This is a genomic window from Janthinobacterium sp. P210005 (assembly GCF_036231865.1).
GTDB classification, from domain to species: Bacteria; Pseudomonadota; Gammaproteobacteria; order Burkholderiales; family Burkholderiaceae_D; genus Janthinobacterium; species Janthinobacterium kumbetense.
Genome location: NZ_JAZARC010000006.1, coordinates 104,461 through 117,919, shown reverse-complemented (window position 1 = coordinate 117,919; position 13,459 = coordinate 104,461). Strand labels below are relative to the sequence as shown.

Here is a 13,459-nt window from a genome sequence, read left to right as displayed (position 1 = left end):
ACCGTTTCGTGCAAAATTCAATGGGGTCTATTCTACCGCGTCGCGGCCCCGGACCGGCGGTGCGGCCCCCGGTTGCGGGCAAGAAATTCCTGCCGTGCACAGCCCGCCGGCACGGCAAAACGTGGCTGGCCGGGTATCCCGCCGGGCCTGTCGGGCTTATAATATCGGCTGTTCAGTCTAAGCCGATCGCCATCATGCAAGCCATCACCCCAGCAACACCCGCCGTTTCCGCCGCCGTCAGCCCGTCCGCCACCACGTTTGTCAATATCGCCGCGTATAAATTCATTACGCTCGACGATACGGAAGCCATGCGTCCCTTGTATCAGGAGCAATGCCTGGCGCTGGAACTGAAGGGAACGATCCTGCTGACGCCGGAAGGCATCAACATGTTCCTGTCGGGCACGCGCGAGCATATCGATGCCTTCCTCGCCTGGGTCCGCAGCGACGCGCGTCTGGCCGATCTGGAGTGGAAGGAAAGCTTGTCGAACGAACAATCGCACAAGCGCATGCTGGTCAAGCTGAAAAAAGAAATCATCACCATGCGCATGCCGCTGATCAAGCCGGAACTGGGCCGCGCCCCGTCCGTCGACGCGCATACGCTCAAGCGCTGGCTCGACGCCGGCGTCGACGATGCGGGCAAACCCGTGGTCATGATGGAAACGCGCAACGCCTTTGAAGTGGACGTGGGTACGTTCAACAACACGCTTGATTACCGCATCGACAAGTTCACGGAATTCCCGGCCGTGGCTGCCGCCCACAAGGATGAGCTGGAAGGCAAGACCGTCGTCACCTTCTGCACGGGCGGCATCCGCTGCGAAAAGGCCGCCATCCACATGAAGGAAATCGGCTATGACAGCGTGTACCAGCTCGACGGCGGCATCCTGAAGTATTTCGAGGAAGTGGGCGGCGAGCACTACACGGGCGACTGCTTCGTCTTCGATTACCGCACGGCGCTGAACCCGAAACTGGAACCAACGGAAACCGTGCAATGTTTCGTCTGCCGCGCCGTCGTCACGCCGCGCCAGCAGCTGGCGCCGGAATATGTGTATGAAGTGTCATGCCCGCATTGCTACGGCAAGAAAATCGCTCAATAACGTCAGCCCAAAATCATGGTGAAGAAATGTGTGGCTTGGTGGCCACACATGACGCAGCACGCCTAACCTGACGCTCCAAGACATTGCAGTCAGCACCCTGAAATGGTTGCCATGCAATGTTTAGATAGAGAATCTTTTAACATCATTACATATTCCACCACATACACGTCCGACTCTCGCGCCAAACGCAAGCAAATGTAACAACATTGGATTTGCTTGGAGCTTTAATAAACACTGTTCGTCTCCACAATAATAATTGCCGTTTGGATATTTTTAATATCAGGCATTATTGCGTGCTTTATTTCACATTCTTTCCGATCCACCTGTAACCGGACGGTGTCCGTTGAAGCGATGCATACATGGCAATTCCATGTGTTCTGAATTATAATCAAGAGCTAATTGTTTTTTGTCGCATGGGAAATTTTAGATGATTTTGGTAACAGGAGAGCCGAAGTTTATTATTTTATAATTTCACTTCATGCTGACTCGGCTTGCACGGAACGATGAACCAGCAACTGATGTGATAAGCACGCTTGCTCGGAAAGCTTGCTCGGAAAATTAGCGCAACAGGTATCCAGTCTACCGAGCTATTTTTCCAGCCGGTTTTCTATTCATGACGCCCGGCGTTGCGAAAATTACCATACCAAAAAACAACGCTACGCGATCAGGCCATGGGCCGGCGAGTTAGTGGCAAGCATCAAGGTATCAACTTGAGCGATGCGGAAAAGCAGGGACAAGAGCAGACATGGTAGCGTGTGGCCTGACCTGTACACCGAACTTATACTTTGCCACCAGGCACTGCGCTGGCCGATCAGTTGTACGGGCGCCAGCCCGCAAACCAATGAGGCAGGCAAATTTAATTCGTTCAATAGGAATAATAAAAATGAAAGCAGTCATTCTTGCGGGTGGCCTCGGCACCCGGATCTCCGAAGAGACCCACACCAAACCCAAGCCCATGATTGAAATTGGCGGCAAGCCAATTTTGTGGCATATCATGAAAAGCTATTCAAGCCATGGCATCAACGACTTTGTGATTTGCTGCGGTTACAAGGGCTATGTCATCAAGGAATATTTCGCGAATTATTTCCTGCACACGTCGGACGTGACGTTCGATATGCAGAATAATCAGATGGAAGTGCATGCGCGCAATGCCGAGCCGTGGAAAGTGACGCTGGTCGACACGGGCGACGAGACCATGACCGGCGGGCGTCTGAAGCGTGTCCAGCCCTACCTGGAAGGCGAAGAGGCATTCTGTTTCACCTACGGCGATGGCGTGAGCGATGTCAACATTACTGAATCGATCGCCTTCCACAAGGCGCACGGCAAGCTCGCCACCCTGACCGCGACCCAGCCGCCCGGCCGCTTTGGCGCGCTGAATCTGGATGGCAACAAGATCAACAGTTTCCAGGAAAAACCGCAAGGCGATGGCGCCTGGATCAACGGCGGCTATTTCGTGCTGTCGCCGCAAGTCATCGACTATATCGCCGAAGACAGTACCGTGTGGGAAAAGGCGCCGATGGAGCGCCTGGCGCGGGAAGGCGAAATGCATGCCTTCTTCCATCATGGCTTCTGGCAACCGATGGATACCCTGCGCGACAAGGTGCATCTGGAAGAACTGTGGCAATCGGGCAAGGCCCCCTGGAAGGCGGCTTGATGAATCCCGCATTCTGGCAAGGAAAACGTGTTTTCCTCACCGGCCATACCGGCTTCAAGGGTGGCTGGCTGAGCCTGTGGCTGCAGCAGCTTGGCGCCGACGTGACCGGCTATGCGCTGGCGGCACCGACCACCCCCAGCCTGTTTGAGGTCGCCGACGTGGCCAGTGGCATGCAGTCGATCATCGGCGACGTGCGCGATGGCGACGCAGTCAAGCGCGCCATGGCCGCCGCGCGCCCGGACATCGTCATTCACATGGCCGCCCAGCCGCTGGTGCGCTACTCGTACGCCAATCCGGTGGAAACGTATTCCACCAACGTCATGGGCGTGGTGCATGTGCTCGAAGCCGTGCGCGCCACGCCTGGCGTGCGTGCGGTGGTGAACGTCACCAGCGACAAGTGCTATGAAAACCGCGAATGGCCGTGGGGCTACCGCGAAAACGAGGCCATGGGCGGCTACGATCCCTACAGCAACAGCAAGGGCTGCGCCGAACTGGTGACAGCCGGCTACCGCAGTTCCTTCTTCCATGCCGACAAATACGCCGAACACGGCGTGGCTCTGGGCAGCGGCCGCGCCGGCAACGTCATCGGCGGCGGCGACTGGGCGCTGGATCGCCTGATCCCGGATATGTTGCGCGCGATCGGCGCCGGCGAGCCGGTAATGATCCGCAATCCCCATGCAATCCGCCCGTGGCAGCATGTGCTCGAGCCGCTCAGCGGCTATCTGACCCTGGCGGAAAAGCTGTATACGGCAGGCCCCGTGCATGCCGAAGGCTGGAACTTCGGTCCGCACGATACCGACGCCAAGCCCGTCGAATGGATCATCGAGCGCATGACGCAAGAATGGGGCGCGGGCGCCTCCTGGTCGCTCGATGGCCAGGATCATCCGCATGAAGCGACCTATCTGAAGCTCGATTGTTCCAAGGCACGCGGCCAGCTGGGCTGGCATCCGCGCTGGGACATCGGCCAGACCATCGCCAAGATCGTCGAATGGCATAAGGCCTGCGACCAGGGCGCGGACATGCGGGCAATGACGCTGGCGCAAATCGCCACCTATCAAAATACCTGATTAATTACCTAATAAATTGAAGGCTGTATCATGAGCGAACAACTGACCCAACAACAAATCCGCGAGCAGATCGCTGCCCTGGTGGCGCAATACGGCGCACTGGCCAGCGTGCCGAAACCCTTCGAGCCGGGCGTGACGGTGATTCCACCGGCCGGCAAAGTCGTCGGCGCCCCCGAGATGGGCTTGATGGTCGAAGCCTCGCTCGACGCCTGGCTGACCACGGGGCGTTTCAATGACGAATTCGAACAGCGTCTGGCCAAGTTTATCGGCGTCGAATTCCTGATCACGGTGAACTCCGGCTCGTCGGCCAACCTGGTGGCCTTCTCGGCGCTGACGTCGCCGAAACTCGGCGCGCGCGCCATCCAGCCCGGTGACGAAGTCATCGGCGTGGCGGCTGGTTTCCCGACCACCGTCAATCCGATTTTGCAATATGGTGCGGTACCCGTCTTCGTCGACGTGGAACTGGGCACCTACAATATTGACGCCAGCAAAATCGAAGCGGCCATCACGGACAAAACCAAGGCCATCATGCTGGCCCATACCCTGGGCAATCCGTTCAACCTGGAAGTCATCGTCGCGCTGTGCAAAAAGTACAATCTGTGGCTGGTGGAAGATTGCTGCGACGCCCTGGGCGCCACGTACAACGGCCAGATGTGCGGCACCTTCGGCGATATCGGCACCATGAGTTTCTACCCTGCGCACCACATTACCATGGGTGAAGGCGGCGCGGTGTTCACTAACAATCCGGAACTGAAAGCGATTGCCGAATCGTTCCGCGACTGGGGCCGCGACTGCTATTGCGCGCCAGGCAAGGACAACACCTGCGGCCAGCGCTTCTGCTGCAAGCTGGGCACGCTGCCGGACGGCTATGACCACAAGTACACCTACAGCCACCTGGGCTACAACCTGAAGATTACCGACATGCAGGCCGCCTGCGGCCTGGCGCAGATGGACCGCGCAGCCGGTTTCGTGCAGGCGCGCAAGGACAATTTCAACTACATGAAAAATGGCCTGCAGAGCTGTGCGGAGTTCCTGATCCTGCCGGAAGCGACGCCGAACTCGGATCCCTCGTGGTTCGGTTTCCCGATCACCCTGCGTCCGGAAGCGAACGTGGACCGTGTCAGCCTGCTGACCTTCCTGGACCAGCACAAGATCGGTACGCGTCTGCTGTTTGCCGGCAACCTGACGCGCCAGCCGTACATGATCGGGCGTAACTACCGTGTCTCGGGCGAGCTGACGAATACCGACCGCATCATGCACGACACGCTGTGGATCGGCGTCTTCCCGGGCCTGACCCGCGAAATGATGGATTTCTCGATCAGCAAGATCGAAGAATTCTTTGGCGTGAATTTCTAAATCATATTATGAAACTACTGAAAGAACTCCTTCCCGCCTGTTTTTTGCTTGAGCCTAGCCACTTTGAAGATGCGCGAGGCACTTTTGTTAAAACCTATCATGAAGGCATCTGTAAAAGTTTAGGCGCCAATCTGGATATCCAGGAGGAGTTCTATTCTATTTCACGCAAGGACGTCATTCGCGGCATGCACTTTCAGCTGCCGCCGCACGATCACGACAAGCTGGTTTACTGTACCCGCGGCGCCGTCCGCGATGTACTGTTAGACCTGCGAAAAGGACCCGGCTACGGCAAAGTGGCATCCGTCGACCTGTCTGGAGAAAATGGGCTGATGGTCTTTATTCCCAAGGGAGTAGCTCATGGTTTTGTTGCGCTGACAGAGGAAGCGTTGATGCTGTACAAGACCAGCACGGTACACACGCCGTCTGCCGACTGCGGTATACGCTGGGACAGCTTCGGGTTCGATTGGCAAGTGACAGCACCGATCATGTCGGTGCGCGATGAGCAGCACGGCGCCCTTGCCGATTTCATTTCTCCGTTTTAGTAGGATATATTCCGTGAAAGTATTTCTTACTGGCGCTACCGGTTTTATAGGCAGTCAGCTGGTCAAACGTCTGCTCGCCGATAATCACGAGGTTGCCATCCTGGTACGCCAGCATTCCGATCTCAGCGTATTGCAGGATGCCTTGCCAAAGATTAGCGTGCATATCCATGATGGCAGCTATTCCACCTTATATGCGGCATTGGAGCAAACTCGGCCAGACGTCGTGTGCCACGTTGCCTCCTTGTTCCTGGCACAGCACAAGCCGGAAGATGTGAACCGCCTGATCGAGTCAAATCTCGGCATGCCGACGCAGTTGCTTGAGGCTATGCAACAGTTGGGCTTGCGTCGCCTGATTAATACCGGCACGTCCTGGCAGCACTTCGAGGACGCGGCATACAATCCCGTTAACCTGTATGCGGCCACCAAGCAAGCATTCGAGGACTTGCTGGCCTACTATGTATCCGCGCACGGTTTTCAAGCCATCACACTGAAGCTGTTCGACACTTACGGCCCCGGCGATACTCGTGCAAAACTGTTCAGCTTGTTGCGCAAGACAGCCCGCAGCGGCGTCAACCTGCGCATGTCGCCGGGAGAGCAACTGCTCGACCTCGTGTACATCGATGACGTACTCGATGCCTACCTCCTGGCCATGCAGCGCCTGCCCTCAATTGGCGCAGCGGAATGCTATGCCGTCAGCAACCCCGCTCGTCTGACCTTGAAAGATCTGGTGCGGGTCTATGGCGCCGTCGTAGGCAAAGACCTGCAGATCGAATGGGGCGGCCTTCCCTACCGTCCACGTGAAACCATGCAACCGAGTACGCGCCAACCTCGCCTGCCAGGCTGGCAGCCGCAAATTACGTTGCAACAGGGGATCGCGCGCATGGAAGCCGACACGCTCATCGACGGCTTGCTTGCCGGACCAGGTAAATGAAAAAAGACATGCTCTGGGGCTATCTGTCTCAGTTTTTGCAGTATGGAGCAGCTTTGCTGGTTCTGCCACTATTGCTGAGAAAACTGAGCAGTGCCGAGCTGGGCATCTGGTACGTCTTCATGACGATATCGGCGCTGGTGACGATGCTCGACCTCGGATTCACGCCCACGCTGGCGCGCAATGTCAGTTATGTCCTGGGCGGCGCGAAACGCCTGCTCAAGGATGGTTTCGAAGTGCTGAGCACACCATCCCCAGTCGACTATAGCCTGTTCAATGCCATCATTCATGCGGCACGGCGCATCTTCATGGTATTGGCCGGCTGCGCCTTCCTGTTGCTGGCCACCCTGGGTAGCTGGTACATCGTGCATGTATCGCAAGGGCAGATCGCCACGCAAGCGGTATTGCTTGCCTGGGGTGTGTTTGTTGTCGCTACGGTTATCAATCTGTATTACAAATACTATACGCCATTACTGCAAGGACGCGGCCTGTATGCCGCCTTCTATAAATCGAGTGCCCTGTCCAATCTCGGTTTCGTGATTGTGACAGCCATACTCTTGCAATGCGGACTGACCTTAGTGGCAGTGGCGCTGGGATACCTTGCTTCGGCACTCATTGGACGCTGGCTCAGCTGGTATTATTTTCACGACCAGTCTTTCCAGGCAGCCCTGCGTCAGGCGCCGCATTCCAGCATCTCCACGCGGGATATTTTCGGTATTCTCTGGCATAACGCATGGCGCATGGGCCTGGGGGTCATCGGCGCCTTCCTGATACTAAGGGCCAATACGCTGCTGTCGTCCGCTTATCTGGGCCTGGCCACCACCGCCGCTTATGCACTGACGCTGCAGGTCTATTCCGTCTTGCAAAACATGTCGATGGTTCTGTTCAATATCCAGCAACCCAAACTTGCGCAATACCGTGTCGCGAATGAACCAGGGCGCCTGCGTCACACCATACAGCTCGGCATCGGTTGTGCACTCGGGATCTTTCTCTGTGGCGCGATCATCCTGGTGTGTTTTGGCCCGACCATGATCAAATGGATCGGCGGTCAAACCGGGCTGCTGGCATTGCCACTGCTGATTTGGGTCGGGATCATGGTTCTGCTGGAATTGAACCACTCGCTGGCAGCCAGCGTCATTGTCACAGGTAACCGTGTGCCATTTGTCAAACCTGCGCTCGTTTCCGGGCTGGCTATTGTCACGCTCTCATGGCTAGGCCTGCGTTTGGGAGGGATGGGCCTGACGTGGCTCATAGCAAGTCAATTTACGGTACAACTCGTCTATAACAATTGGAAATGGCCATACATGGTCTGGCTCGAACTGTATCGCAATAAAGCGTCGCCTGCCACCTCCTCGCCCCATCAAATGAAAGTGTAACGTTTGAACATTCTCGATATTGAAGACCAGTTTGCCATTTGTGCAGATCGTCCTTCGTCACTCATCATTGATGGAGGCAAGCGCCTCATGCCGACACTGTCCATCATGATCCCGACCTATCGCCGCCCGGACATGCTGGCGCAGGCGATTCGCTCGGTACTGGCCCAGGCAAGCGATATTGACTTCGAAATCGTCGTCGTGGATAACGACCATTCGATGAGCGAACAAGTTGACGAACTGATTCGTCAATTTGCAGATGATCGCCTGCGCCTGTTCCGCAACAGCGAAAATCTGGGCATGTTCGGCAATTGGAACCGCTGTATTGAACTGGCGCGCAGTGAATGGATTTCCATTTTGAATGACGATGATTTACTGCATCCGGATTTTGTCGCTGAAATGTTCTCGGTGCTGAAAAAAGATCCTTCGATCAGCCTGCTATACTGCCGCTCCATTTTTATGGATGCCCGTGGCAGTCTTAACCAGCAGCTCAAAAACAGAATCAAACAAGGTCTGAAAAATATCAAGAATACATGGTTTTTGCCGCAGTTGAGCCGCATCCCGATTTCCCACGTCTATATGGATGCGCCATCGAGCGCCCTTGGCCTGATTTTCAAACGTAGTCATGCCATGCAAATTGGTGGCTACAAGGCGTCTGCCTTTCCCAGTTCAGACTATGTATTTTTCACAATGTATTTCCTGAATTTCGGTGCAAGCAGACTGAACAAGACCCTGGCGTATTATCGCATTCACGAAAACGAAACCGCCAATCCCGCCACCGGCGAAGGGTTTATTGCAAAAAACATACAATTGCGTAGGGCGCTGGAAAAACACGTCGATGTACCACCATCGCTGCTACGTCAGTATGCTCAGTTCTATGCATTGGTCACGATAAAACAATATAAAAACTTCTGGAATATAGACCTTGATCTCCCCCGTCTGCGCCGGGAACATGGCTTGAGCAAACTGCCAGCCACGCCATTTTTTCACCTAAGCAGACTTGTATTGCGCCTGTGCTTTCTCTTTTCTCGGAAAAAATAATTGAATTTGAATTCGAATTCAACAACATGATTCAATGATATTTTTATGACAAAAATAAATACACCGAAGAAGAAGATACTCATTGCCGCTTACGCCATCTCACCGTATTCAGGCTCCGAATTTGGCGTAGGATGGAACTTCGTTTCCAAGCTGAGCGCGTTTTACGACATTACCGTGCTGTACGGAACGTCCGGTGTCTGCATGGGAAATCATGAGGCGATGCTTCAATATCGCCAAAGCAATCCAGACGATGGCGTCAACTATGTGTATGTCGAGCCGAACCGATTAGTGCGTTTGTTCGACTGGATGAATCGTTCGATCACCCCCCTGTTCTTTTCATTTTCTTACATGTTGTGGCAACGCCAGGTACTAGCCACCGCAAGAAAAATGCAGGCAAATGAAAATTACAGCCTCGTGCACCAACTGAACACGATAGGATTTCGGCATCCGGGTTTTCTGTGGAAACTCGATCTCCCCTTTGTCTGGGGGCCGGTCGGTGGAAGTTCGAACTTGAACGATATATTTTTCCCTATATTGGGCAAAGGAAACTTTCTTCGGCACAAGTTGAGAAACTGGACAAATAGCTACTTCCTGCAATACTCGGCACGCGTCAAAAATGCGGCAATGGCAGCAAAGGCAATTTTTTCGGCCACCTCGGCTGATCGCGATAATCTCCAGCATTTTCTGCATGTGGATTGCCAGATCATTCGTGAAAACTCGCTCTTGAATCTACGGGAGACGATCAAGCCGACAGGTGCAGAGGTGCAATTTGTCTGGGCTGGCCGCATCGACGAACTCAAGGCCCTGAACCTCGTGCTGAGCGCCCTGGCGCACTTGTCCGGACGACAGGACTGGCGCTTGCACGTCATCGGTGACGGACCGTGCAAAGCAGTGCTGCAGGCCCAATCCACGGCGCTGAAACTCGATGAGCGAATCATGTGGCATGGACAGGTGCCGCGCGAGCAGGTGCTCGACATCATGCGTGAAGCCGATGTCCACGTCATGCCGTCTATGATGGACAGCAATCCCACCGTATTGCTGGAAGCGTTTGAAATGGGCTTGCCCAGTATCGCGCTCGACCAGTTTGGCGCACGTGACCTGATAACAGCAGAAACTGGCTTCAAGGTAACGCTCAACACTGTAGAGGGCATCATTGAGCAGATGGCGGACCACATGGCATTTTGTCTGAACAATCATGCAGCGCTCGATCACATGAAAACCAATGTCCTGCAGCGCCAGGCGGAACTGCACTGGGATGTGACAATACGTCAGGTGCGCGACATTTATGAAAAGGTGACGCATGAGTGATTTTTTTTCAACGCTGGCGTCACGCGCAAGAAAAGAGAAATTCGCCATCGATCCGGACGTTCCCAAGGCCTATCTGCTGCGTTTTTTCGCTGGCAAGGTCATTGACCTCTTGCGCGGCATTCTCGTGTTTCGACGCCTGAACGCGCGCATTTTTGTCGGCAGGAAGACAGCGATTTTGTGTACCTCGAAAATCCGTACCGGCCGCTTCATCAAATTTGCATCCGAATGCTATGTGGATGCCCTGTCGCGCGATGGAATTCATCTGGGGAATAATTTTTCCCTGGGACGTGGTGCATCCATTGAATGCACAGGATCGCTGGCCACCCTGGGCAAGGGATTTTCTGCAGGAAATAATGTAGGAATTGGTTCCTTCAGCTTCCTGGGCTGTGCGGGCGGCATCAGCATCGGTGATGACACCATACTGGGCAATTTTGTCAGCATGCATTCTGAAAATCACAATTTTGAGGACAGCGGCGTCCCCATCCGTCTGCAAGGCGTCACTCAGCAAGGCATACGCGTAGGGAACAACTGCTGGATCGGCGCCAAGGCCACCATCCTGGACGGTGCCGAGATTGGCGACAATACCGTGATTGCCGCCGGTGCGGTCGTCACTGCGGGGAAGTATGAAGGCAACGCCGTATATGGCGGCATTCCGGCACGTAAATTAAAATCACTTATCGCATGACGCACATACCTCCCGTCTCCTCAGCGGAGTCCGTAAAAATCGACCTGGTGTTCTGCCATTTGCTCAATGACGCATCCGGCAGTCCGCGGGTACTGCGAGGCACCATCCGGGCATTGGTTGACGATCCCGCTCGCGCGATGCTCTTTGTTGGCTCCCAGGGTCGTGGCGTCCTGGAAACGTGCGGCATTCCCCTCAGCCGATATTGGTACCACCGTTCGCGGTTGCGTATCATTACTCTCTGCAATCTGCTACTCAGCCAGATATTTCTGCTGTTCTCCTTGCTCTGCCAACGCAACATCGCCAAGGATGCTGTGATTTATGTGAATACCCTGCTGCCTTTCGGTGGAGCGCTATATGGCAAGCTCACCGGGCGCAAGGTCATCTATCATGTCCATGAAATATCCATAGAACCCAAGCCCTTGCGTCTGTTGCTCTGCACGATCGCGCGCATGTGTTCGGCCTACAATATTTATGTGTCGAAGTCGCACGCGGAAGCCTTGCCTATCGCCGACGTGCCGGCCGTGCAAATCTACAATACGCTCGACGCGGACTTCACGGCTGTCGCGGCGCAAGCCAGCTATCAACCGCGTCACGATGGCATCTTTACGATACTGATGCTGGCATCGCTGCGCGATTACAAGGGTGTGCCGGAAATGGTGGCGCTGGCCGCCGCGCTGGCCGACCGCAAAGACGTGCAATTTGAATTGGTGGTCAACGACGATCAGGCGGCCATCACGCAATATTTTGCCCATATGCCGATAACGCCCAATCTGCGCGTATATCCTCGCACCGACAATCCCGCCATGTTTTATCAGCGCGCTGGCATGCTGCTCAACCTCTCGCGCGTGGATAGCTGGATTGAAACCTTCGGACTCACGGTGCTGGAAGGCATGGCTTTTGGCCTACCCGTGCTTGTACCACCATTGGGCGGGCCGGCAGAGCTGGTCAACGACATGCAGGAAGGATTTCTGGTCGACTCACGTGACTTTGCACTGTTAAAACAAAGAACGCTGGCCCTTGCAGACGATACCGCCCTGTGCCATGCCATGTCGAAAGCGGCACGCGCCAGGGCCGAGAACTTTTCACAAGAGAAGTTTTCCCAGGCGCTCAGGGGGCTCGTGGGGATGCTGAGATGATGCGACCAATACACTTTCCTTCACTGTAAAGACGTGCTCCATCCAATATCACGGGAAATAGTTTGTTAATCGGTAAAATAATCCACACGCCACGTCAGATCGGTGCACCCTCGCAACTACTGTTCTGGGGCCTCCTGCTATCTGTACTTGCTCTCTTTTTCAGTTCCAACTATCTCAAACTGGGCAGCCTGTTTTTGACGGCGCTGTATATCGCGCTACCGGTAAAAAAAGTATGGCGCTATCGCGGTGAGAAGCTGGAACTCTACTTGTTACTACCATGCATCATTGGCCTGCTCTTTGCATGGAAAAACCAGCTGGCCGATACGGTTCGGGATATCCTATTCTTTCTGATTCCGTACATTTACTTCATGGCAGGGAAAAGATTTTTCAAGCAAGGTGGGAATATCCGCCAGCTGATTTTTGGTTATTCGAAAATATACTGCGTCATATTTTTTCTGCTGCTGTGTTTCTTCTGGTTTGAAATGGGTTTTATCGGGGTGCTGCAAATACGTGATTTTGTCAGCCCCGGCAGCTTCTTGCTGGTCTACTGCATTGTCATGCTGTATGAAAAACGAAAGTCCTGGAAACAAGTATTGCACAACCCCTGGTTTATTGCGGTACATGCCGTTTTTCTCGCTCAGTTTTCGCGCACCTATGTTCTCATCCTGGCGGCTTTTTTTCTTCTCTCGGGCAGAAAAATCATCGACGCCAAAATAATGTGGCGCGCCTTGGCCCTTTTCATTCTTGCCGCTGCCGTTGCAGGCGCCTTTGGCCTGTATGATTTGATCGGTGAAACACTGCACAAGGCAATCTCAGAACTGCATTTTAATGAAGAATGGACTCAGGAGGACATCGGCACCAGCTATCGCGCCTACGAAATTTTTGCGTCATTTCGCGAATTCAAGAACTATCCCGTCCTTAACGAGATTTTTGGCGGCGGATTCGGCGCATTAGTGCATCTCGATTTTCCAGTTCCATTGGGCGGTGCCGAATATTCGGAAATTCCATGGATGCACAATGGCTATCTGTACATTCTCGTCAAGAGCGGCCTGGCTGGCCTGCTGTGTTATTTCATTTTTTTGCTGAAAATGTTCAGGCGTGCCAAACACTGCACGGCCCCCCATGGCAGGATGATGATACTCGGCAGCATCGCGGGACTGTTGCTGTCCAACATGGTCATCTGCGGCATCTTCAGCAATGAATCCGTATTTTGTTACATCGTGTTAGGTTATTTCTCAAGTTTTCTTGCAACAAAAAAAACAGGTTCACATTAAT

Annotated in this window: 12 protein-coding genes; all 12 read left to right on the top strand. The window is 54.3% G+C overall.

What is annotated here, in order from left to right:
* The first annotated feature begins 194 nt into the window (after positions 1-194).
* The 12 genes from VPH40_RS22480 to VPH40_RS22425 all read left to right on the top strand — a co-directional run bounded on the left by VPH40_RS22480 (position 195) and on the right by VPH40_RS22425 (position 13,458).
* On the top strand, positions 195-1,094 hold the full coding sequence (locus tag VPH40_RS22480; protein ID WP_099666672.1) for a sulfurtransferase: 900 nt from the start codon (positions 195-197) through the stop codon (positions 1,092-1,094).
* An 883-nt stretch (positions 1,095-1,977) separates the two neighbouring features.
* On the top strand, positions 1,978-2,748 hold the full coding sequence (gene rfbF, locus VPH40_RS22475; protein WP_099666671.1) for a glucose-1-phosphate cytidylyltransferase: 771 nt from the start codon (positions 1,978-1,980) through the stop codon (positions 2,746-2,748).
* Positions 2,748-3,815 carry a CDP-glucose 4,6-dehydratase gene (rfbG, locus tag VPH40_RS22470; RefSeq protein WP_099666290.1) on the top strand — a complete coding sequence of 356 codons (1,068 nt, stop codon included), beginning with the start codon at positions 2,748-2,750 and terminating at the stop codon, positions 3,813-3,815. The genes rfbF and rfbG overlap by 1 nt, the downstream gene beginning before the upstream one ends.
* Before the next feature lie 30 nt (positions 3,816-3,845).
* Positions 3,846-5,171 carry a lipopolysaccharide biosynthesis protein RfbH gene (gene rfbH / locus VPH40_RS22465; protein ID WP_077408253.1) on the top strand — a complete coding sequence of 442 codons (1,326 nt, stop codon included), beginning with the start codon at positions 3,846-3,848 and terminating at the stop codon, positions 5,169-5,171.
* An 8-nt stretch (positions 5,172-5,179) separates the two neighbouring features.
* Positions 5,180-5,713, top strand: coding sequence for a dTDP-4-dehydrorhamnose 3,5-epimerase family protein (locus VPH40_RS22460; protein ID WP_328574556.1), 534 nt, complete (start codon positions 5,180-5,182; stop codon positions 5,711-5,713).
* Between the two features lie 13 nt (positions 5,714-5,726).
* Positions 5,727-6,644 carry an NAD-dependent epimerase/dehydratase family protein gene (locus VPH40_RS22455; RefSeq protein WP_218965306.1) on the top strand — a complete coding sequence of 306 codons (918 nt, stop codon included), beginning with the start codon at positions 5,727-5,729 and terminating at the stop codon, positions 6,642-6,644.
* On the top strand, positions 6,641-8,017 hold the full coding sequence (wzx, locus tag VPH40_RS22450) for an O-unit flippase-like protein (protein ID WP_305053059.1): 1,377 nt from the start codon (positions 6,641-6,643) through the stop codon (positions 8,015-8,017). Before VPH40_RS22455 ends, wzx begins: the two co-directional genes overlap by 4 nt.
* A 3-nt stretch (positions 8,018-8,020) precedes the next feature.
* Positions 8,021-9,055, top strand: a complete 1,035-nt coding sequence (locus tag VPH40_RS22445) for a glycosyltransferase family 2 protein (protein ID WP_289898817.1) — start codon at positions 8,021-8,023, stop codon at positions 9,053-9,055.
* A 45-nt stretch (positions 9,056-9,100) separates the two neighbouring features.
* Entirely contained in the window at positions 9,101-10,363 is a 1,263-nt protein-coding gene (locus VPH40_RS22440) for a glycosyltransferase family 4 protein (protein WP_328574555.1), read from the top strand.
* Positions 10,356-11,048 carry an acyltransferase gene (locus VPH40_RS22435; RefSeq protein WP_099666666.1) on the top strand — a complete coding sequence of 231 codons (693 nt, stop codon included), beginning with the start codon at positions 10,356-10,358 and terminating at the stop codon, positions 11,046-11,048. Before VPH40_RS22440 ends, VPH40_RS22435 begins: the two co-directional genes overlap by 8 nt.
* Entirely contained in the window at positions 11,045-12,184 is a 1,140-nt protein-coding gene (locus tag VPH40_RS22430; RefSeq protein WP_289898820.1) for a glycosyltransferase family 4 protein, read from the top strand. Before VPH40_RS22435 ends, VPH40_RS22430 begins: the two co-directional genes overlap by 4 nt.
* Positions 12,185-12,246: 62 nt before the next feature.
* Positions 12,247-13,458: an O-antigen ligase family protein gene (locus VPH40_RS22425; protein WP_328574554.1), complete on the top strand. Its 1,212-nt coding sequence runs from the start codon at positions 12,247-12,249 to the stop codon at positions 13,456-13,458.
* The last annotated feature ends 1 nt before the right edge of the window (position 13,459 follow it).